This window comes from Desulfoferula mesophila (assembly GCF_037076455.1).
GTDB lineage: Bacteria > Desulfobacterota > Desulfarculia > Desulfarculales > Desulfarculaceae > Desulfoferula > Desulfoferula mesophila.
In genome coordinates, this window is the sequence record NZ_AP028679.1 from 3,328,476 (window position 1) to 3,350,103 (window position 21,628).

The 21,628-nt window shown below is 57.5% G+C and carries 20 protein-coding genes and 1 tRNA gene; 9 read left to right on the forward strand and 12 right to left on the reverse strand.

Annotation, left to right across the window (positions count from 1 at the left end):
* Positions 1-679: 679 nt before the first annotated feature.
* The 3 genes from AACH32_RS15255 to AACH32_RS15265 form a co-directional block, all read right to left on the reverse strand.
* The gene (locus tag AACH32_RS15255; protein WP_338601291.1) at positions 680-2,683 is read right to left on the reverse strand and encodes a sulfatase-like hydrolase/transferase; all 2,004 of its coding nucleotides are present in this window, start codon (positions 2,681-2,683) and stop codon (positions 680-682) included.
* A gap of 71 nt (positions 2,684-2,754) precedes the next feature.
* A complete protein-coding gene (locus AACH32_RS15260; RefSeq protein WP_338601295.1) occupies positions 2,755-4,185 on the reverse strand; it encodes a class I SAM-dependent methyltransferase in 1,431 nt (476 codons plus the stop codon).
* Positions 4,182-4,370 carry a hypothetical protein gene (locus AACH32_RS15265; RefSeq protein WP_338601297.1) on the reverse strand — a complete coding sequence of 63 codons (189 nt, stop codon included), beginning with the start codon at positions 4,368-4,370 and terminating at the stop codon, positions 4,182-4,184. Before AACH32_RS15265 ends, AACH32_RS15260 begins: the two co-directional genes overlap by 4 nt.
* A gap of 363 nt (positions 4,371-4,733) precedes the next feature.
* Here AACH32_RS15265 and AACH32_RS15270 point away from each other — a divergent pair, with 363 nt between their 5' ends.
* Positions 4,734-5,768 carry an IS110 family transposase gene (locus AACH32_RS15270; protein ID WP_338606643.1) on the forward strand — a complete coding sequence of 345 codons (1,035 nt, stop codon included), beginning with the start codon at positions 4,734-4,736 and terminating at the stop codon, positions 5,766-5,768.
* Between the two features lie 654 nt (positions 5,769-6,422).
* Here the strand turns inward: AACH32_RS15270 and AACH32_RS20915 are convergent.
* Positions 6,423-6,941: an HGGxSTG domain-containing protein gene (locus AACH32_RS20915; protein ID WP_350341520.1), complete on the reverse strand. Its 519-nt coding sequence runs from the start codon at positions 6,939-6,941 to the stop codon at positions 6,423-6,425.
* 280 nt (positions 6,942-7,221) lie between these two features.
* Between AACH32_RS20915 and AACH32_RS15275 the strand changes: the two genes are divergently transcribed.
* Complete coding sequence (locus AACH32_RS15275) at positions 7,222-7,359, forward strand: hypothetical protein (protein ID WP_338601300.1); 138 nt, start codon at positions 7,222-7,224, stop codon at positions 7,357-7,359.
* A gap of 83 nt (positions 7,360-7,442) precedes the next feature.
* Here AACH32_RS15275 and AACH32_RS15280 read toward each other — a convergent pair whose 3' ends face one another.
* The 4 genes from AACH32_RS15280 to AACH32_RS15290 form a co-directional block, all read right to left on the reverse strand.
* A complete protein-coding gene (locus AACH32_RS15280; protein WP_338601303.1) occupies positions 7,443-9,074 on the reverse strand; it encodes a DUF3987 domain-containing protein in 1,632 nt (543 codons plus the stop codon).
* Positions 9,071-9,775: a hypothetical protein gene (locus AACH32_RS15285; protein WP_338601305.1), complete on the reverse strand. Its 705-nt coding sequence runs from the start codon at positions 9,773-9,775 to the stop codon at positions 9,071-9,073. The genes AACH32_RS15280 and AACH32_RS15285 overlap by 4 nt, the downstream gene beginning before the upstream one ends.
* Complete coding sequence (locus AACH32_RS20920) at positions 9,768-10,004, reverse strand: helix-turn-helix transcriptional regulator (RefSeq protein ID WP_350341521.1); 237 nt, start codon at positions 10,002-10,004, stop codon at positions 9,768-9,770. Before AACH32_RS20920 ends, AACH32_RS15285 begins: the two co-directional genes overlap by 8 nt.
* A 615-nt stretch (positions 10,005-10,619) precedes the next feature.
* Positions 10,620-10,695: transfer RNA gene (locus AACH32_RS15290), tRNA-Phe, on the reverse strand.
* A gap of 157 nt (positions 10,696-10,852) precedes the next feature.
* Here AACH32_RS15290 and AACH32_RS15295 point away from each other — a divergent pair.
* Positions 10,853-12,382 (forward strand): YifB family Mg chelatase-like AAA ATPase, encoded by a 1,530-nt coding sequence (locus tag AACH32_RS15295; RefSeq protein ID WP_338601307.1) that lies wholly within the window; start codon positions 10,853-10,855, stop codon positions 12,380-12,382.
* A gap of 418 nt (positions 12,383-12,800) precedes the next feature.
* Entirely contained in the window at positions 12,801-13,904 is a 1,104-nt protein-coding gene (gene rsgA, locus AACH32_RS15300; RefSeq protein WP_338601310.1) for a ribosome small subunit-dependent GTPase A, read from the forward strand.
* A 79-nt stretch (positions 13,905-13,983) separates the two neighbouring features.
* Here rsgA and AACH32_RS15305 read toward each other — a convergent pair whose 3' ends face one another.
* The 3 genes from AACH32_RS15305 to AACH32_RS15315 all read right to left on the reverse strand — a co-directional run bounded on the left by AACH32_RS15305 (position 13,984) and on the right by AACH32_RS15315 (position 16,372).
* Positions 13,984-14,628 (reverse strand): flavodoxin family protein, encoded by a 645-nt coding sequence (locus AACH32_RS15305; protein ID WP_338601312.1) that lies wholly within the window; start codon positions 14,626-14,628, stop codon positions 13,984-13,986.
* 144 nt (positions 14,629-14,772) lie between these two features.
* A complete protein-coding gene (locus AACH32_RS15310; RefSeq protein ID WP_338601315.1) occupies positions 14,773-15,900 on the reverse strand; it encodes an AI-2E family transporter in 1,128 nt (375 codons plus the stop codon).
* Positions 15,901-15,916: 16 nt separating this feature from the next.
* The gene (locus tag AACH32_RS15315; RefSeq protein WP_338601317.1) at positions 15,917-16,372 is read right to left on the reverse strand and encodes a universal stress protein; all 456 of its coding nucleotides are present in this window, start codon (positions 16,370-16,372) and stop codon (positions 15,917-15,919) included.
* Positions 16,373-16,616: 244 nt separating this feature from the next.
* On the opposite strand from AACH32_RS15315, the gene AACH32_RS15320 reads away from it, so the two are divergent.
* The 5 genes from AACH32_RS15320 (at position 16,617) to AACH32_RS15340 (ending at position 20,380) form a co-directional block, all read left to right on the forward strand.
* The gene (locus AACH32_RS15320; RefSeq protein WP_338606669.1) at positions 16,617-17,273 is read left to right on the forward strand and encodes a Bax inhibitor-1/YccA family protein; all 657 of its coding nucleotides are present in this window, start codon (positions 16,617-16,619) and stop codon (positions 17,271-17,273) included.
* Positions 17,274-17,391: 118 nt separating this feature from the next.
* Positions 17,392-17,940: a 2-oxoacid:acceptor oxidoreductase family protein gene (locus AACH32_RS15325; RefSeq protein WP_338601319.1), complete on the forward strand. Its 549-nt coding sequence runs from the start codon at positions 17,392-17,394 to the stop codon at positions 17,938-17,940.
* A gap of 4 nt (positions 17,941-17,944) precedes the next feature.
* On the forward strand, positions 17,945-18,274 hold the full coding sequence (locus AACH32_RS15330) for a 4Fe-4S binding protein (protein ID WP_338601321.1): 330 nt from the start codon (positions 17,945-17,947) through the stop codon (positions 18,272-18,274).
* Entirely contained in the window at positions 18,252-19,427 is a 1,176-nt protein-coding gene (gene porA / locus AACH32_RS15335) for a pyruvate ferredoxin oxidoreductase (protein WP_338601324.1), read from the forward strand. The genes AACH32_RS15330 and porA overlap by 23 nt, the downstream gene beginning before the upstream one ends.
* Positions 19,424-20,380: a thiamine pyrophosphate-dependent enzyme gene (locus tag AACH32_RS15340; protein WP_338601326.1), complete on the forward strand. Its 957-nt coding sequence runs from the start codon at positions 19,424-19,426 to the stop codon at positions 20,378-20,380. Before porA ends, AACH32_RS15340 begins: the two co-directional genes overlap by 4 nt.
* Before the next feature lie 300 nt (positions 20,381-20,680).
* Here the strand turns inward: AACH32_RS15340 and AACH32_RS15345 are convergent, their stop codons facing one another.
* Complete coding sequence (locus AACH32_RS15345; RefSeq protein ID WP_338601328.1) at positions 20,681-21,628, reverse strand: radical SAM protein; 948 nt, start codon at positions 21,626-21,628, stop codon at positions 20,681-20,683.

Below are 21,628 nucleotides of genomic sequence, written 5' to 3' on the forward strand. Positions count from 1 at the left end.
TTGTACAATTTTCCCGACATGCAAAAATTATGTCCATCAAGGACAATTTGTTGCGTGACAGTGACCTTCACCCAACCCTAGTACTAAGGCAAGGGCTAGTATTTTGGCCCATCGCGGTTATAGGGCCTTGGTTAGGGATGCCCCCGGTCCAAATTCCTGTTCGTATTTAGGTGGAAAGTAATGTAGGTCGTGCAAGCTACGCACTCAGTTTCGGGACAGGAATTCAAGTAGTGCTAAACAAGATGCATTGCCTTGGTGTACAGGCGATATTCAGGTAGCAAATCTTAGGTTAAATCTCACTGAGGGAGCCAGGGTTAAACTTGTAGCCGATATTGTTAAATGAGAGCGTCTTCCTAAAGTTAACTTGTGTATGCACAAGTATATTTTTAAAATGCGTAAAGTTGTCCATCTCCTAACCTGTAACCAATGGGAGACGCGCCTCAAGAAACTTGCCGATGATCTGCTTGGCCGAATTGTGGTTTCTGGCTGTTGTCGCCCTCCCTCTCTAGGCCCAAAATCCTAACTTAGAATCCTGGCTACTTTAGGAGGGGCAGGTCAATTCGTGGCGCCCTCAATATAGCATTGTCTAAACCTATCACTGGTATAGTGATCGTGGCAGATCATCCGAGGGGGAACCAGTTTAAGGCAGACCCCACATGAAAGGGCGCAAGATTCAAAATCATCCTGGAGGTTGAGTTACACCGCGTTTGATGTATGGAGGCATATGCCGCGCTCCCGTGCTTTTAATGTATCCAACCGCGTACTCTAAATCACCACCTGAAGGATATATTTTTAATCCATCAAAACCCCGGACCGTGACAAGTTCCGGCACGTTGACCACATAGTTTCGCAGGCCACTATTTTTCGATTTCCCTTTGATCTTTACTACTCCAATCGACTCTTTTCCAAGCAAGAATTCTAGTCGGTAATCATCGTTTCCGTCTAGACTAATTTTCAGTAATTTTCCTCGTAATAATTTTTCAAACACGATCTCAACTCCAACTGCCATGATCTTTAAGTTGCCTTCTGCATCCAAGGGAGAGCCCTCTTTTTTGGGTTCGCCAAGTTTTGTGTGAGCAAGCATAACTCTTGGAGTAAAACCGTTTAGGTCAGCGGTGGCTGTGCCATGCGTGTCTCGTACGAAAAGATAGGGGTTAAGCCAATTGGACATAAAGCTAACATCTTCCAAGATAGGCAACGAGGTCGCAAACAGCTTGTTTAAAATTAGTCTGAAAGTATTGACGGGGCTTATGGTGTCATACACACCATTTGTGTGGCCATCCGGGAAATGAAATGCATTTAAAATACCCAGACGTTCTAAAAAATAAGTTTTTTCTATTTGGTCCCAGTTCAGAGTCGAACCCGGGCCATGGTCGCCCTGCAATACGATCATCAGAGGTCTAGTGCTCGTTGCCTTTATGTGATCCAATATTTTAATTATCCTAAGGTTCACATATTGTAGTTGCTCCCTGTATTCTTTTATGTAAATTTGTCTGCGCTGTTCGCTTCCTTTTATTCTATGGCTCCCGTCTGCTATTGAAATACTTGGGCAATCCGATTTTTTCCCCCTAGGAACGAATATGAATGGTGGGTGTGGAATCGTAATGTGGGCGAAAACAAAAGTGGGCCGATTATAACCAGCAGGGATGTGAAGCCGATCAAGAGCTCCGAGTATGGAGCTTTGATAAAGGGTCATTTTATAGTGTGTAAATTTTAACCATGCCAAAAAGTATTCAAGTGGGGTGGATCGCAACACCAAATCATCAAAATACGTAAATCCCCCCACGGACTTGTCTGCTCCTCTTATATTCGTGGGAGAATACCAGCATGATAAGGCTACAAATTCATATCCTTTTTTTTTCAGAAAACTTACGAGGCGGCTTTTTTGAATCATTGATATTAGTGGCCGCCGATCATATGATTTCGTTCTAACCGCCGATGCAACCTCGTCCAAATAACAAAAGTTCAGGGAACTGGCAAGAGATAAGATAGTTTGACAGTAATTTGCCTTTGATTTTTCGGCAACAAAAAAACCCATAGATTTAAGTCGATCTAAAAATGGTTGATTGTCGAACTTGTAAATATTCTCCAGAACATCTTTCCTAGCGTAACCGTCCAAAATAATATAATAAATATGAGGCAAGGTGGACTTGGGCGGATCAGGCCCTTTTGCATCAACAGTTGGTCTCATTGTTACTGGCTTAACCGCGATTTTCGAATCCACGGTATAAAGACAGCTTACCGCAATTGTAACCAATTGGGCTACAACTATGTAGGTTGCGAATCCATTGTATAATCTTGTAAGCGTCAAATAACTGCGGCGAAACAAAATAACGGGGAGAAGACATGCAAAAAATAACCCAGACCAAATGCACAGCAGCTTATATGGGATTACTTGAAAATCTGATTTACTAGTAACAAACAGCAATACATCGATTGCGAAACCCAATGAAAAAAAACTGAATAAAAAAGCAGAAAGGATTAGAAAGTTCCTCCTTAAGTTTTTTCCGAGAGCATAAACTATACCCATCAGGATCAGAGCCAAAGCTACTATAATGATGGCCGGTCTTGTAAGCGCCGCCAGTGGGATTATAAGCCTGTTTTGGATATATAAAAAAAGGACAGGCGCAATGGCTAGCAGAACAGGATGAAAGGGAAAATCCAAAAAACGGTTAATTTTCAAAATACCCCAACCTTGACATTGAACTCAACCAGAACGAGAGATCTACCTACAATGTCATGATGTAAGTGGGATCAATCGAGGGGTTCTTGTCCCAGGAACAGAACCCGCGTATCACTGAGTCTCTTAACTTGGTCTACCTTCCGGAAGTGCCGCCCCAAAGCTTCTTTGAAATTTTCAAGGTCATACCAGCCGTAATCTACCCCAGGTCGACGCGGTAACCGCTTGGTCATGGGGTCATTAATGTCGACATATTCGACTAACAAAGCCTCGTTTTGAAACTCCTTCAGCGCGCCCAAGGTTCGGTCGAAATTCCAACCACTACTGAAAATCAGATGATGCATCAGGGCCAGAGCTAGGACGGCATCAGCCTTTATGCGGTGGGGCAAGGTGTCATACTCCAAGTTGCGCCAGCCAAGCATAGGGCTCGGGTTGGTGAGATCCGCCACCAGCGGAAGAATGGTCAAGTTTTTTTGACGTGCTTTGATGAAAAGACGTTCAATACAGTCGGGGTCGGCATCAAGGGCGGTCACTTTGACACCTTTTTGGGCAGCAAGACAGGCGAAGTTGCCTAAATTACAGCCCACGTCCACTACCGTGGAATACTGAAGATGGTCCAAAACCCGCGAGACCGCCTCTTGCTTACGCTGCAATTGCCCTTCATCGGTCTGGTTGTAATAGTCCACCCATTCTCGCCGCATGCGCGGCCCTTTTATTTTCTCTACCGTTCGTCGAAGGGATGTAAAGAACCTCAATTTGGCCTTGGTAGTATTTACAAAATTCATGATTTTGCCCGAGGTTGTGGACATGTACGAACGGTCCTGTGCACGCCCCAGCTTCCCGGCAAAAAACTCCGGTATGGCCAAACGGGAAAAGTAATCCCTTAGAACTAGCTTATGCGACAACCCAAGGGCTTGGGAAGTTTGCCTGGCGTTGATGCCATCTAAGTTGTCCTTGAGCAGGCTGAGGACCAAGGAAGATTTACCAGCAGCATGAATATAGAGGGGAAAAAGGAAATGATGACAAAATTGCTGGTAAGCAGCCCATAAATATTGTTCGTCATCGGTAACAAGGGAGCTGAAATCTATAAAAACGGGGTGAGTATCCTTAAAAAAAACGTTAAAAGAGGCCGCATCCTGGAGAGTAATTTTTTTTTCAATCAACTGTATGGCGATGTCCAAGGTAACTAGGGCAGCCTCCCGCAACATGGAAAAAGGCCACTCGTAGGAATAATTTTTTCGGCTTATGCGCTGGTGACTAACCACCAAGTCAAACCCCGGCAGCGTAATCTCCGCCTTCTCGTGCGTGCGCACTATTTTGCCTTGGTCCATCAGTGCAAGCACGGTGGGATCGTAAAGAATTGTGCGATAAAAATCAGAACAATGAGGGAAAAAGGCCCTTAAAATCTCATCCTGCTGGGAGAACACCCTGGCCATCGGATCAACGTAGGAATTTGGGTCGAGCACTATGTTGGGGGTGGCAGGGAGATCACTCCCCGGTTTCATCGTTTACCTCTTGAGCGGAAAAAAGCCATTATTTTTTTGCGGAAGATGGTGATGACACCGCTCACGGCAGCCCCCAATAAGATGATGATCTGATAGATCATTCCTCCGGTGCCTGGATCAACATAGGCATGTGCGGCGGAAGGCACCACCAACAGGATCACAAATAAAACAATTGAAATCCTCAAAATAGACTTCCCCCTCACCTAGACAACGCGAAGCTATTATTGGATAGCATCATACGAACGGCGTGCTAGACCGACACCTCCCCTCTGGACAAAATGGCCTCGTTTCACTCTTGGCAATACTTCCTAAAACCCAATTGTTTTTATTACGAAATTGTTTACCTGTCAATTAGAAATCTGTTTTGCTAGCGCATTTTTGGTCGCCCGTCTACAGGTTGGACAGAACTGATTTTTACTTTTGCGGCAGGTGACAAAGTCGTCCCGAGTGGGGTTAATGCAACGGCTAAGATGAGATGAGTGTGGTCATCCCCCCGCTTTGGGACAATGGTCTTGGGTACTTAGAGACCATTAAAGGGAGGGTTGACCATGATTTATGTTGGCATGGACATTCACAAGAAGACCACGACTTTTTGCGCTTTGGATCAGGAGGGCAAAGTCATCCACCGGGGTACGGTTCCCAGCGGTGAAACTGGATGGCTTGATGCAATCCATCGTTGGCCCAAAGACGAAATAGCGGTTGCTCTTGAAACTGGCTCCATGACCTGGTGGGTGGTGGATGTGTTGCGTGAGGCTGGAATTGAGCCCATCGTGGTCGACGCCCGTCAATTCAAAATGATCGCCGACAGTAAGAAGAAGAGCGACCGCCACGATGCCCGGGCCCTTGCCGATGGGCTGCGAGGTGGCTTGGCTGAGCGAATCGCGGTCAATGTGCCTAGAGAAAAAGCACGTCGGGCCCGCTCTTTGATGCAGACTCGGCAGCAAATTCTCAAGCAGCGCAATATGACGGTAAACGCAGTAAAGGCCATGCTGCGTTCGGTTGGGGTGGAGATGAAAAAGGCCCAATGGCCCAAGGATAGCCACTGGGAAAAAGTCCTTGATAATCCGGCGGTGCCCATTTGGATGAAGCCATTCCTGATCACCCAACGCAGCATCTGGGACCACTTGGAGCAGCAAAGGCAGGAGTTTGATGCCTTGGTCCATGAGGAGTTGAGCTGTTGGCCTGAGGCGCAACTGCTTCTGGAGATGCCCGGTTTCGGCCCCATCGTCACCCTGGGCATTCTCAGCGGCATAGATGACATAAAGCGTTTCAGGCGCTCAAATCAGCTGGCCAGTTATGCCGGTCTGATCCCCTCGTCCCGTGACAGCGGAGCGGTGCAACGCCGGGGAGGGATAACCCGCCAGGGACGAAGTCTGATGCGCTATTTCGCGGTGCAGGCCGCCTGGGCGGCCATGCGCAGTAAGAATCTCACGATCCCTTTGCGTAAATGGTCCCGCAGGCTGATTGTGAAGCGGGGAAAGAAGGTGGCTGCAGTTGCCTTGGCCAGAAGACTTCTAGTCCTGGCCCACAAGCTATTGACCACCGGAGAAGTTTATAACTCCAAATACCCAGTCGTGGCCTGAGCAAAAAGGAGATTGTTGGCCTAAAAAAAGCGAACGCGCTATTCGAGGATTGGCGTCGAACCTGAAATACTTGCTTGTGGCCGGGACCACGTTGCTAAGATGAGGGGCGCCAATTCTCGATCCACATCCATGCGCCGGGTCTTAACTGAGCGCGAAGAGAAGCTTGAAAGCGCGATCGCCCTTAAACTGGCTTTGTCCGGAAAAAAGGAAAAGGCCTATTGATAAATTTTGCCCTTGACCAGAATGACCACACTCAGAGAAGCAAAAAGGAGATTGTTGGCCTAAAAAAAGCGAACGCGCTATTCGAGGATTGGCGTCGAACCTGAAATACTTGCTTGTGGCCGGGACCACGTTGCTAAGATGAGGGGCGCCAATTCTCGATCCACATCCATGCGCCGGGTCTTAACTGAGCGCGAAGAGAAGCTTGAAAGCGCGATCGCCCTTAAACTGGCTTTGTCCGGAAAAAAGGAAAAGGCCTATTGATAAATTTTGCCCTTGACCAGAATGACCACACTCAGAGAAGAAAGGTTAATTGCTGAGTTGCATAAACTTGAATCAACTTATTGTTGCTAGGTTCAATTATTGTAGGCGGCATCAGCACATACTTTCAGGCTTTCTCGTACGGCGCTTCAGCATCTTAAATGTAAGGTTTTTTCAACCCTCCATGGGCTTCGTATTTGACCATCCCGGCTTGAAGCCATTTTGGGCCGATTTAGCTTTACCCTCCTCAGTACGCGGTCCAGTTGATAGACCGCCATGAAATTTACAACGGCCTCCCCGGTAGAGAACTAATTGCTTACATGGTGTCCCCGCTCTGGTCTTGGCGCCGCAAGTCATGTCAACCAATTCAGGTGGAAGTGGTGGGTAATTTGGTGGAGGGCAGCGGTATCCTCTACGTTTCCACTCCTGGCTTTTGATTTCGCATTCCTTTTGGTGGATCCGCAGCAGCCTGATTTTTTCTTCTCGGTTCACTATTTTCAGCTCACGCAATTCATTTGGTTTAATGGTTATCGTTGCAAATGCCCCAGTTAGCGGTATAGGCCGAGCATCTGTGTGGAACATTTGGCCACTGCCCACGGTTTTTGTCCCAGGCATCGCTCCGGCATAAGCCCAGGGCATGTTGAACATCGCCCGTGCCAGGCTGGAAATGTTGACAGTCACAACAACAGACATTGTTTTCTCGGCTTGGTTCTCGGCCTTGGGTTGTCGAGGCCGATGCGGGCACCCATTCGGCCTTAACCCCGCAGCCGAAAACACCTCTGGCCGTACCGACGGCTAAAGCCAACTCGCCGGGCATCCTGGGCGAAGTGAACTTGACTAGGCCCCCCCTGCGCCGCTTCAATTCTTGCATGGTCGCGTAGGCCAAGGCCTCAGCCTCGGATAAGACAAAGCCCTTGGATTCGAAGTGGTCAAGAAGCGCCACAAACACCCTCTGGGTTTCGGGGGGCCAGTCTTGGACTTCTTGGAATTGTTCCGGGGCAAGGGGGGGGATGCCTTCCGGCGTTTCACCTTCGGACTGAAGCTCAGTGAGCAGTTCCTCTTTGTGCTGGCGAGCCAGGGCCACGGCACGGGCGGCCTGCGCACTTGGTAGGCTGTTTAGGCCGGCGACAACAAGCCGTCCGTCTGGGTAGAGGCGCGGCTCGGCTCCAAGTTCCCGAAGCATAGCCACCGTGGTCATATCTCCACCTCCGGCGGACCAGCCCACCGATCCACTGCCAGATCAAAGTTCGCTTGCGAATTATGAGAATTTTGAGAATTATCTTTTCCACCGCGGAGGTCAGCCGGAGATAATTCGCATAATTCGCATTGTTCGCAAAGCGTGAAGACCGTTTTGGGCTTGGTTTTGGCCGGTTCTCGCTTTTCGGCCACTCTGCCCGAAGCAATCAGCTCTTGAAGGGCGGCCGCAAGCCGGGCCTTGCTGACGTGGTTGTTAAACACCTTGAACAGTTCGGTTGCCGAGAGCGGCCCATCCTCCAAGGCGGAAACAACCCGCTGTGCGACAGAATCGGGCTCCCGGCCGCCAAAGATATACAGCGCCGAGTCTCGGCAGTAGGCCCACAGGGCTAAGGCAGCTTCGAGGTGGCAAGACTCTATCTGATCAGCGCAATCCAACAGGGCATAGATCAGCGCTAAGCGCAACACTTGGGCTTCCCCCCGGTTGATAACCGACCCGGCCAAACCAGGGTGGTCCTGGGTTAGCTCAGGGTAGGTGCACCGCCAGAGGTCGCGGGCTCCAGGCGCAAGTTGAACCAGACGTGGCTCCCGACAAGCCCCCAGGGCGGCCAACACCCGGCCCTGTAGCCGCTCAACTCCTGCTTGGGGCATGGCCTTGGGAAAGGGGACCAACTTTCGTCGCCTGGCACACAGCCACAAGAATCTGTTGGCATATCCGTTGAGGGCTTCAACTTCGCCAAGCTGGCGATCCAGTTCCGGGCCGGTGATATGGGTGACAATCCCAATATGCGCTCCGGTGACTTTGGTGCGGTTGCTTTTGGTGAGTGGCTCAACGTTCCCCGTATCCCAAAGGGTCCGCAGCACAGTTGATAGGGTATTACCCTCGCGCTTGGTACACTGAAGTGCGGCGGCCAGCTCTTCATCAAGCACATACAGCCGCTTGTTTTCCTCTCCAGGGTCGGTCACCACGAATTGCCCCTGGCCGGTCCTTTTGTCCACCTGCCAGGTTTCCACAGGGTCCCTGACCCTGAAGACCAGGCCCTCCCCAGTACTAAGGGGCCCTGGCGACCTATGGGCGGGAATGTGGCCCCGGCTGTCTTGGAAAGTAAAAAGCCGTTCGACCGGCTGGCCGCTGGTGCCCTTGCGTGCCTTGCTACTGGCACCCACCACCACGGCGAACAGACGCGGGGGATGCACAGCCTCCCCTACCTGAACGTGCGGACCTGGGCCTGCTTCGATACCGAAGCGCACCAAGAATGTCCCCAAAACGGCGGCAGGGTCGGCCTCTGAGTCCTCACAGGCCATACGTGCGAAGTCACCAGCCAGGCCATGCAGGGCAGCCCTTGGCAGTACGGGCCAGGAGCGAATGTTTGGTTCCCACGCTGCCGGACCTTCTATTGGGGCGGTTTCTACTGACCCCGGCTCCTGGGCGGCTTCCACCTGGGACCTGACGGCTTCCAATCCCTCATCCTGGGCCAGGTCGTTGAAGTCGGTCTTTTCCTTGCTGGGTTTGACGAATGAAGGCAGGACCACCTTACCCCCCACGGCCCGAGCCGCCGCCATGGCTTTTGTTCGGCCTGGATTGCCCGGCGTGGCGCGATCATCGTCGCCAACCACTATGATGTCCCTCATCGGTATCCTCTCCGAGCAATGCGGGCCACCGCCTCCAAGTTGCCGGCGTTGAAAGCCACCAGTACCGTAGCGCCTGTAGCCTCATGCGAGGAGAGGCCTGTGGCTAACCCCTCACAGATAAGCAATGGGCCATCAGCGCTGCCTTTGATAAGGAAAAAACCGCCGGCCATTTTGCCGCCGGATAGAAAACGCTTGTCGCCACTGGGGGAAATGGTCTGGAGCGATTGTATTTCCCCATCGGCCCCGTATACGGGAACCAGCAGCTTGCCGCCCATGCCTATAGATAATTGCGGGCAGGGCTTCACCCCTTTGCGCTCCAGGTAGGGGTGGCTCGCGCAAGGTTTGGCTTTGGCCAGTATTTTGTTGGCTCGGGCCGCCGCCTCGGCATAGCAGCGGGCTTGCTCGGCCTCACGCTTTTTGCGGGCGGACTTTACCTTCTCTGCCCACTCGCGGCGTTCGGCCTCGGTTAGGTGCCGGCCGCCACCGAAAGTCCACGCGCCCCGGTATCCTGTGCGGAAGTTTTCGAAAAACCCTGAAGGCTTATCGTTATCACGAAGAATATAGGAACCATCCAGGGATCCGCGCTTTCCTCCCTCCACGGGGACGCGATTGAATTTGCCATCTGCCAAGATTGACCCATGGGGGCGCAGTCCCGCAGCCTCTATCTTTTCCCGGAATTCGTTAATGGCGACGCTATCCACTCAGCTGGTCCTCCATCGAAGAGGTGCTTTCTCTAAGGCCAGCCTTGATCCAGGAGTCCAAATCCTCACGCCGGTACCTCACGGAACCACCCAACTTTACGTAGCGAGGGCCACCACCACGAAATCTGAAGTTTGTGAGGGTGCGTGGCGACATATTTAAATATGTCGCCGCCTGGGTCGTGACTAACAATGCTGAGCCATGGTTTGGGGTCATTTCGTCGATAACCATTCACCGCTCCTTTACAGTTGAATAACCGTTTTCTGCGTTACACCAATCACTACGTCACTCGGTACTCGTTGCCACTCCCAGGGTTACATAGGGAACTCCGGAAATCTCCTGCCAAGTGCCAATTACATAACATCCTGTAAATATGGGTTAAACGCCATTAGAGTTGCTGTGTTTACTATACATTGCGTGACAGAAGACGGGGTAAATAGGCGGTAAAGTTAAAGTGTTTACATTAACAGTGACTCAATTATTTGGGTTGGTTTGTTGAAGTTCGATGGCAGCGGACTGTGATGGGCAACTCGACGGTGGGCCCTTTTGGGGGCGCTGGGATTAAAATTAAGGTCCGATTAGTGCAGACCTCTTAAATAAGCCCCTGGGCCGCTGGAGAAATTGCGCGGTCCAGGGGCCATACCCCAATGCTAATTTCAAGTTGGCTTATGATCAGGTCCAAATTAATTTTTGGGCCCTCCGTTGAGGTGGTGTTGGATTGCTTGGGCCACTTTTAGTCCATTACGCCCAGGGGGCAAGACGTGCCAAAATGGCGCCTCATGCTTACGCCGTGCTTACGCGAAAAAATAAGGGCTTAGGCCGAATGGCCTAAGCCCTTGAAATCTTTGGTGCCGAGGGACGGAGTTGAACCGCCGACACGGGGATTTTCAGTCCCCTGCTCTACCAACTGAGCTACCTCGGCCAATGTTGTCCGGTTTTCACCGCCGCCCCAGGGGCCTTGGCTGAAACCCAGGCTTTTTATACCGCTCCGCCCGATGGGCGTCAAGGGCTAAGCCTTGCTTAACCCGAGTCCTTTTGCTATTTACAGGGAACCATCTTTGTAGCGCAGTGGGGGGAACATGCTGGCAACCGTGACTTCATTGGCCGTGCTGGGGGTACGGGCTTATCCCGTACAAGTGGAAGTGGACCTGGCCCCTGGATTGCCCGCCTTCAACACCGTGGGGTTGCCCGACGGCGCGGTGCGCGAATCCAAGGAACGGGTGCGCGCCGCCCTGGCCAACAGCGGTTTTTACCTGCCGGTCAACCGCATCACCGTGAACCTGGCCCCGGCCGACATCAAGAAGGAAGGCGCGGCCTTTGATCTGCCCATGGCCCTGGGCATCCTGGCCGCCTCGGGCGCGGTGCCCGCCGAGGCGCTGCTGGGCCTGGGGGTGGTGGGCGAGCTGGCCCTGGACGGAGCCATCCGACCGGTGCGCGGGGTGCTGCCCATGGCCGCCCGGGCCCGGGCCCTGGGGCTCAAGGCCCTGCTGGTGCCCGAGGCCAACGGCCCCGAGGCGGCGGTGGTGGAGGGGCTCAGGGTCTACACGGTGGGTCGCCTGGACCAGGCGGCTTCCCATCTTTTGGGGCGCGAGGAACTGCCCCAGGCCCAGGCCGACCCCGCCCTGCTGGCCCTGGGCCAGGATAGCCACGGCCTGGACCTCAACGAGGTGCGCGGCCAGGAGCACGTGAAGCGGGCCCTGACCATCGCGGCGGCCGGGGGGCACAACGTGATGATGGTGGGCCCGCCGGGCAGCGGCAAGACCATGCTGGCCCGCCGCCTGCCGGGCATCCTGCCCCCGCTCAGCTTCGAGGAGGCGTTGCAGGTCACCCAGGTGGCCTCGGTGGCGGGCACCCTGTCCTCGGGCCAGGCCCTGGTCACCGCCCGCCCCTTCCGCTCGCCCCACCACACCATCAGCGACGCGGGGCTCATCGGCGGCGGCACCATACCCCGCCCCGGCGAGGTGAGCCTGGCCCACCAGGGGGTGCTGTTTCTGGACGAGCTGCCCGAATTCAAAAAGAGCGTCCTGGAGGTGCTGCGCCAACCCCTGGAGTCGGGAGTGGTGACCATCACCCGGGCGGCGGCCACGGTGGATTTCCCGGCCCGGGTCATGCTGGTGGCGGCCATGAACCCTTGCCCCTGCGGCTATTACGGTGATCCCAAGCGCCAGTGCACCTGCGCCCCCCAGCAGGTGCGCAACTACTTCAACCGGGTGAGCGGGCCGCTGTTGGACCGCATCGACATCCAGGTGCAGGTGCCCGCCGTGCCCTTCAAGGAGCTGGCGGCGGACACCGCCGGGCCGCCTTCGGCCACGGTGCGCGAACAGGTGGTGACCGCGCGGGAGCGCCAGGCGGCTCGCCTGGAAGGCAGCGGGGTGTTTTGCAACGCCCAGATGGGCACCGCCCTCACCCGGAAATATTGCCGCCTGAGCAACGCGGGGCTCAGTCTGCTGGAAAAGGCCATGGAGCGCCTGGGGCTTTCGGCCCGGGCCTATGGGCGCATCCACAAGATCGCCCGCACCATCGCCGACCTGGAGGGCAGCGAGACCATCGAGTTGCAGCACCTCAGCGAGGCCATCGGCTACCGCAGCTTGGACCGCAATATCGCCTAGATTTTATAATATGGTTGTTGGCCTCTATACGGTTTAGGCTTGACAGGAACCTGGTTTCCGGTAATTTGAGGGCCTCCAGCAAAAGCATCTAAAGGAGATTTTTTGTTTATTAAATCAATGGATGCTGTGTCAATCGTTGCCGACCAGGGCAGCAACCTCCCGGTGGCTGATTGATCATAGCTCCGCGGCCTTACTGAAAAGCTGTACCCCCATCGAGACGGACCGATTCCTTCGCGTCCGTTCCCCCGCGGATCTCTGATCGAGAATCTACCGTTATAGTTGCGCCCTCCGGCGGCAACGTCCCCTACGACAAAAAATCGGACAATCAAAAATGCGGCGGTCGGTCGCTGGTTCTTCCCTGAGCAGACCCCTGCGCCGGCAAGCCCGCAAAAAACCATAGTAGGGATAGGTCTCGACCATGAGCATCAAACCAAGCGCCAACCCAAACCAAAACAACGGCCACTTGTCGCGACTGGGGTGGACTCCCCATTTTCAGGCCCAATTGGACCACCTTTCTAACGAAAGAGTTACGCCGGCCCGCGTGGTCGGGGTGAGGAAAAACAGCTTTCAGGCCAGCGACGGCCGGCGGGAATGGCTGGCCACCCTGGCGGGCAGGCTCCGGCACGACCCCGGCGGCCCGCTGCCGGTCACCGGAGATTGGGTCCTCATGAACGATACGGTGATTCACGGGGTGCTGACCCGCAAGAACGCCTTGTCTCGGGGCGCGGCGGGAGCCCGCAACCAACGGGATGAACGCGCGCCGAACGAACAGGTGATCGCGGCCAACCTGGACACCATCTTCATCGTCTGCGGGCTGGACCGGGATTTCAACCTGCGCCGCATAGAGCGCTACCTGACCCTGGTCTACAACTGCGGCCTGAGCCCGGCCGCCATCCTGACCAAGGCGGACCTTCACCAGGATCCGCCCTCTTGCGTGGCCCAGGTGGAGGCGGTGGCCCTGGGCGTTCCCGTGCACCTGACTTCCGTTGCGAACGACGCCTGCCTGGCCCAGTTGGAGCCGTATTTGGCACCAGGCCGGACCGCCGCGATGGTGGGCTCTTCCGGGGCGGGCAAATCCACCTTGGTGAACCTCCTCTGTGGCAGAGAGGTGCAGCCCACCCGTTCCGTCAGCGCACAGTTGGGCAAGGGCAGGCACACCACCACCACCAGGGATCTGATCATGATGCCCCAGGGGGGCATGGTGATCGACAACCCCGGCATTCGGGAAATCGCTTTTTGGGACCTGGATGGCGGAATCCAAGCCGCTTTTCCCGAAATCGAGCAGTTGGCCCCGGAGTGCCGCTTTGCCGACTGCAGCCACAGCCATGAGCCAGGCTGCCGGGTCCAAGAGGCGGTGGCGCAAGGCGAAATCCCCCGGGACCGGCTGGAAAACTACCTCAAGATGAAACGCGAGTTGGAATACCTGGCCCAGCGCCAAAATAAAGGCGCCGGCCGGGTGGAAAAGGAGCGCTGGAAACCGGTGGCCTTGCAGGTCAAGGCCATTAACAAGCGCAAAGGCTAAATTAACCTACTTGCCTAAGAGTCGGCGGGGGCTGGCACTTGACCAGTCCCCGCCGCTTGTGGCCTAAAGCGGTGCCGCCCTACCCGGCCAGGCGCGCCCCGATCTCTCGGCCCAGTTCCTGGGCCCTTTGCCACACCTCGGTCTGGTCCTCCACCCGGCGGAACTTGTCCGGGGTGACTTCGGTGTTGTCCGGGCCGAACACGTGCGGCAAGGCGCTCATGGGACAGGTGGGGCCATAGCCGCAGACCAGGCACCTGGGGTTGCCGGTTACCCGCAAGGTGCCCAGAACCTCCATGCCCTCCCAGGCCAGCGAATGGGCGATCTGGTCGGCGGCCGCTTCCAACCCCGGCCTGCCGCGCCCATTGCCCGTGGCCACGGCCACGGCCAGCTTGCCCCGGTTCAGGCCCCTTCGGTGGCGCAGGGAAAACAGGCGCTCCAAAAACAGCTTGGTGAAGCCGTTCATGGTGCCGTAGGTGGCGTGGCCGCCCACCACCAGGGCTCCGGCGCGGCGCACCTTCTCGGCCAGGGCCGGAAAGTCGTCGTTGACCTTGCACACGTTGTCCGAGCGGCAGCCCAGGCAGCCCCGGCAGGGCCCCACCTCGAGGTCGCTTAGCTTGACGAACTCGCCGGGCAGGCCGCTGGCCTCCAGGACCGCCCGCACCAAACGGTCGGTGTTGCTGTTTGCCACGGGACTGCCGGATACGCCGAGGATTTGGGGCTGCATGGTGTCTACTCCTTAAATACCGCCGAGGTGTTCATCCCTACTTGGCTGCTTGCAATACTACCCCCGGCCGGTCTTGCCGGTGGTAGCGACGGCTACAAGGAGATCAAATTGTCTGTTTGCGCGCGGCCCCGACGAAGAACGCCCCTAGCTGCCGGGATCCGGCGAGAGTTGTTCCGGCGCGCCCTTGTTCACCACGAAGCGCTGGTACCAGGCCCAGACCAGGCAGGTGAAGGGGATGGCCAGCAACAGGCCCAAAAAGCCCAGCAGCTTGCCCCAGACGGACAGCGACAGCAGCAAAAAGGCCGGGCTCAGGCTCATGGTGCGGCCCACGATGCGCGGAGTGAGGAAGGTGTCCTGGGTGACCTGCACCACCGCGAAGACCCCGCCGGTGAGCCCCAGCATCATCCATACCCCATGCCCGCCGTCCAGCCCGGCCATGACCGCCAGGAAAAAGGCGGGCACCAGGCCCAGCAGTTGCAGGTAGGGCACCATGTTCAGCATGCCGATAAACAGGCCCAACAAGATGCCCAAGGGCAGGCCGATGATGCTGAAGCCGATGGCGAACAGCACGCCCACCAGCCCGGCCACCGCCGCCTGGGCCCGGAAGTAGCTCCGGAGCGCGCCGGTGAAGTCGTCCACCAACTCCAAGGTGCGCCGGCGGTAGGCCGGAGGCAGAGACTCGCGCCATCCCTTGGTTATCTGGTCCAGGTCCAACATCAGGAAAAAGGCGTAAAGGCCCACCACCACCAGGCCGGACAGGGCCGCGAACACGCTGCCTACCTGGCCCAGGAGCCCCCAAAGGCCCGGCAGCAACTTGCGGGCCAGGGAAGCCAACATGCCCCACATGTCGCTGGAGCCCAAAAACTCCTTTACCGCCGGCCGATCCAAAATGGACTGCACCAGGGGCAACAGCTTGGCGGGAAGCTCGTGGGCCGCCTTTTGGGCCAGGTCGGAGTTGTTGGCCAGATTCTGCACCAGCGTGGCGGCGTGGCTGATCTCCCGTCCCACCAGAGGAACCACCGCCCACGCCAGGCCTACTCCCACGGCCAGACACAAGAGCAGGCTGAGCAGCACCGCGGCCAGACGATTCTTTACCAGGCGCTGCAAAAGCTCCACCAGGGGATTGAGCAGATAGGCCAGCACCAGGGCGGCGGCAAAGGGCATGAGCACGTCGCTCAGATAGGACAGTAACCACACCAGCCCCACCAGCAAGGCCCCGCCCATGGTCAGACGCACCACCCGGTCAAGGGTGTAGGGTTTTTGGTTCGTCATTGGTCGTAGTGTTTCCTTAGGCTTGCTTCAAAGATGGATTGATCACCAGCACGGGGGTCTTGGAGTGCTTGAGCACCCTCTCGGTAACCGAGCCGAAAAAGGCGGCCTCGCCGCCTTCCCGGCTGTGGGTGGCCATCACCACCAATCCGGCGTTCTCCGAGGCGATGAGCTTGAGTATTTCCTCGGCCGGATCGCCCTCTACCACGTGGTGAATAAAGGCGGGACAACCGGACAGCTCCTGTTCGCAAATGCGTTCCAGTTGCTTCTTGGCGTAATCGCATTCCATCGCTTGCAAACTCTTCAGGTGCTCACCGGCGTCGCCGTAAATGTGATCATACTGGCGCATGTCCTCGGCCACGTAAACCAGGTGTACCTGCGCTCCATATTTCTGGCTGAGGTCCAGCACATACGGCAGCGCTTTGGCGCTGAGCAGGGAAAGGTCGGTGGGCCAGAGTATTTTATTTATCTGCATGGCCGTACTCCTTGCTTGATTGGGAGTTGTAATGCGCTAATTTCATCTTAAGCCGCCAGGAGGGAAGCCCGCAAGCGGCACCGGATTCGGTTGACCGGGGGCAAGGTGGGCCTTAGTATTAAGGCGAGTTCCATCATGTAAACAACCGACTGACGGAGTGTTAGCCGAAATGCAAACGACCTTTACTCCTCCGCCGCTACCCGCCACCCTAAGCACCCAGCAGCAGGAGAGAGTCAGCGCGTTCATGCGCCGCGTCTACAATTGGATGGCCGGCGGCCTGGCCCTCACCGGCCTGGTGGCTTGGTGGGCCCAGGGCAGCGAAGCGGTCATCAGCGCCCTGTTCAACCCCCAGACCGGCGGCCCCACCATGCTCTTTTGGGTGCTGGCCATCGGCGAACTGGGCCTGGTGTTCGGTATCAGCGGCATGGTGCACCGCCTGAGTTCATCCACGGCGGGCCTGCTTTTCGCACTTTATTCCGCCCTCAACGGCCTGACCCTGTCGTTCATCTTCCTGCTGTATACCCAGGCCTCGTTGGTAAGCACCTTTTTGATCACCGCCGGCACCTTCGCCGTGGTCAGCGTGTGGGCCTACACCACCAAGCGCGACCTAAGCGGCTGGGGCCAGTTTTTGTTTATGGGCCTCATCGGCATAATCATCGCCTCGGTGGTCAACATGTTCCTGGCCTCGCCCATGCTCTACTGGATCGTGAGCTACGTCGGGGTGGGCATCTTCGTGGGCCTCACCGCCTATGACACCCAGTGGCTTCGGCAGATGGCCCTGTCCGGTCAGATGGATGAGGAGACCGGCAACAAGGTGGCCATCGTGGGAGCCCTCAAGCTCTATCTGGACTTCATCAACCTGTTTTTGATGCTACTACGCATCATGGGCGACCGCCGCTGATCGCCTACAAATCAGTAAACTGAACCCGGTTCATGACGTACCTTGACAGGTGCGTGAGCCTACCTATAGAATCTTGTCTTCGACCTACAAGAGAAGGCAATTTTACAAGGAGTTTCCCATGATTGAGGTTCGTTTCCATGGCCGAGGCGGCCAGGGGGCCGTCACCTCGGCCGAGCTGATGGCCCTGGCGGCCATCGAGGAGGGCAAGTACGCACAGGCCTTCCCCAGCTTCGGTCCCGAGCGACGCGGCGCTCCGGTTCAGGCCTTTCTACGTATAAGCGATGAGCCCATCCGGTTGCGGGAGAAGATCTACGAGCCGGACGTGGTCCTGGTGTTGGATCCCTCCCTCTTGGCCACCGGCGGGGTGAAAAACGGGCTCAAGCCCGGCGGCACCCTGGTGGCCAACAGCGCCAAGCCGGTTGCCGATGTGCGCGGCGAGTGCGGCTTCAACGGCCGCACCGCGGTGGTGGATGCCGGCAAGATCGCCGAAGAGGAGTTGGGCGTGCCCATCACCAACACCACCATGCTGGGCGCCCTGCTCAAGGCGGCGGGTCTTATCGACCTGAACTCCATCAAGGGACCCATCGAGCACCGCTTCGGCAAGATCGCCCAGAAAAACTGGAACGCCCTGAATCGGGCTTATTCCGAAACCGTAATCGAGGAGTAGGATCATGGCCGATGAAGGCATGTTCCCTTGGAAAGATTTGCCCTTGGGCTGCGCCGGGACCGAACCCGGCTCCAGCCGCCGCTTCAACACCGGCGACTGGCGCAGCCGCCGCTACCCGGTGACCGACCGGGAAACCTGCATCAAGTGCGGGTTGTGCTGGATCATCTGCCCAGACATGGCGTATAGCCCCGACCCCAAGGACGAGGGCTACTTCACCTGGGATGGTTACTACTGCAAAGGCTGTGGCATCTGCATCGAAGAATGTCCCAAGGACGCCATCAGCTGGAAGGAAGAGAAGGAGGAGGACAAATATGGGCCGGCGTGTGGGGCTTGAGGTTTCCTTGGCCTGCGCCGAGGTCGTTGGTCTTTGCAACGCGGACGTGGTGGCGGCGTATCCCATCACTCCCCAAACCCATATAGTTGAACACCTCTCGGAAATGGTGGCCGACGGCCACCTGGACGCCGAGTTCGTGCCCGTGGAGAGCGAGCACAGCGCCATGAGCTGCTGCGTGGGCAGCAGCGCGGCGGGCGCCCGCACCTTCACCAGCACCAGCAGCCAGGGCCTGGCCCTGATGCACGAGATCCTGTTCATCGCCGCCTCCCTGCGGCTTCCCATCGTCATGGCCGTGGCCAACCGCTCCCTGAGCGGCCCCATCAGCATCTGGAACGACCACAGCGACATCATGGCCGAGCGCGACATCGGATGGATCCAGACCTTCGCCGAGAACGGCCAGGAGGTGGTGGACCTGACCATGCACGCCTTCAAGGTGGCCGAGGACAAGCGGGTCTGCCTGCCGGTGGCGGTGAACCTGGACGGCTTCATCCTCACCCACGTCATCGAGCCCATCGAGATGCCCGACAAGGCCGAGGTGGAAGCTTATCTGCCGGGCTTCGAGCCCAGCCAAAGCCTGGACCCGGCCAATCCCATCTCCATGGGCATAGTGGGTATGCCGGAGATCTACACCGAGGCCAAAAAGGCCAACGCCGTGGCTCTGGAAGAATCCTACTCGGTGATCAAAGAGCACTGGGAAGGCCTGGCCAAGCAGTTCGGCCGCACCTACAAGCCCATCGAGACCTACCGCACCGAAGACGCGGACACCGTGTTCGTGACCATGGGTTCCCTGGGCGAGACCACCATGACCGCGGTGGACCAGATGCGCGAGGACGGCATCAAGGTCGGCCAGGTGCGCATTCGCCTGTGGCGGCCCTTCCCGGTGGACGACTTCATGGAGGCCATCGCCGGAGCCAAGACCCTGATTGTTATCGACCGCGCCCTGAGCCCCGGCCTGCCGGCCGGTCCGGTAGCCACCGAGCTCAGGGGCATGATGTACGCCAAGGGCGCCAAGCAGTACGTGGCCAACTTCGTCTGCGGCCTGGGCGGCCGGGACGTGACCCGGGCCCAGTTCGTCGAGATGTACCACTCGGCCCAGAAGGCGGCGGCCAGCGGCGCAGAGATGTCCTGCCAGATGGTGGGGGTGAAAGAATGATTAGCGCAGCCGAAGCACTGAAGGATTTCCAGAAGATAACCCCCAAGACCATTCCCTTGGTGGAGCCTTTCTCCAAGGGCCACCGCGCCTGCCAGGGCTGCGGCGAGGTCTTGGCCCTCCGGATGGTGGCCAAGGCGGTGGGCATGGACATGATCGCGGTGAGCGCCACCGGATGCATGGAGATCATCTCCTCGTCCTACCAGACCGCCTGGGAAACCCCCTGGATTCACGTGGCTTTTGAAAACGCGGCCGCCGTGGCCAGCGGCGTGGAAGCCGGGCGCAAGGCCTTGATTCGCAAGGGCAAGATCAAGGACACCGGCGCCAAGATCGTGGCCTTCGCCGGTGACGGCGCCACCGCCGACATCGGCCTGCAGGCCCTGTCCGGGGCCCTGGAGCGCGGCCACGACTTCACCTACATCTGCCTGGACAACGAAGCCTACATGAACACGGGCATCCAGCGGTCCAGTTCCACCCCCTACGGAGCCATGACCACCACCAGCCCTCCGGGCCCCTTGTCCAAGGGTCAGATGACCTGGAAAAAGAACATGCCCATGATCGCGGCGGCGCACAACGTGCCTTACGTGGCCACCGCCTCCCCGGCCTGGCATGTGGACCTGATGAACAAGGTGAAGAAGGCGGTGACCATCCCCGGTCCGGCCTACATTCACATCTACAGCCCCTGCCCCACCGGCTGGCGTTGCGGCCCCGAGACTTCCATCGAGGCGGCCCGCCTGGCGGTGCAGACCAAGGTGTTCCCTCTCTTCGAGGTGATCGACGGCCAGTTCATCCTGAGCCGCGAGATCAAAAAGCCCAAGCCCGTCGAGGAATATCTCAAGGGACAACGGCGGTTTAGTCACCTTAAGCCGGAAGATGTGGCCTACATACAAAAACGAGTGGACGCGGACTATGAACGTCTGCTAAAGTTAGTTCAGGTCACCAACCCGGAGGCCTAATTACATAGCCCCCCACCCCTGCGTGCCACTGTCCGCTTTGTAAAAATTTTACTGGGCGGTGGCACGCAGGGATTCTTTTTTTTAACACCTAATGTTAGATGTGAATCTACCCAACCGGCGGACGGCTTGATAAGCGAGGCAGCGGACCAGGGGCGCCGTTACGTCGCAGGCTGGCTTTGCCGCTCTGGCGTCAGTTCGCTCGGCTTGAAATAGAAAAGACCGTCGTCCGGCACTTCATGGCGGGTGTTGGCGCCTTGGCTTCAGCCAGGCGACCGCCTCTTGTTTCCCAAGCCCCCTCCCCTACTCCCGCCAGCGGGGCACCATCTTCTCGGTGGCCGAAGCCAAGCCCTGCACATAGCCCCGGCTCAGGCCCAGACGCTGCATGGCCTCGGTGGCCTCTTGGTACTCGGCCTGTTTGATGCGCCGCTCCATCCCCGGCGTCTCGGCGGCCTTGTAGGTGGGAAAATACTGGCTCATCAGGCTGACCCAGGCCCCAGGGCCGCAGATCTCGGCGATCCGGGCCAAGACCTGGGGCGAACCGGAAAGCCCGTTGGGCAACACCAGGTGGCGCACCATCACCCCCCGGTAGGCGATGCCGTCGTCCTCCAGCTTGAGGTTGCCCACCTGGCGGTGCATCTCGGCCAGGGCGCTCTGGGCGCCGGCCACGTAGTTGGCGGCCTGGGATAGGCGCTCGGCCACCGCCTCGTCGGCGTACTTGAGGTCTGGCAGGTAGATGTCGATCAGGCCTTCCATCTGGCGCAGCACCGCCGCGCTCTCGTAGCCCGAGGTGTTGTACACCACCGGCAGGGCCAAGCCGTAGCCCCGGGCGATGGCCAGGGCCTTGAGGATCACCACCAGGTGGGGGGTGGGGGTCACCAGGTTGATATTGTGGGCGCCCGCCATCTCCAGGCCCAAAAACACCCCGGCCAGGTCCTGGGGACTGGTCTCTTCGCCGCCCCCGGCCTGGCTGATCTGCCAGTTCTGGCAAAAGCGGCAGGCCAGGGTGCAGCCCGCGAAAAACACGGTGCCCGAGCCCTTGGTTCCGCTGATGGGCGGCTCTTCGCCGAAGTGCAGTTGGCTGGTGTTCACCGCCGCCGTTTGGGCGGCGGCCCGGCAAAAGCCCAGCTCCCCGGCCAGGCGGTCCACCCGGCAGCGGCGGGGGCACAGGACGCAGGAGCGCAGGGATTTCTCCAGGCGCGCGGCAACGCGCTCATACTCCCCCGGCGGGGGAAAAAGTTCGGCGCTCAT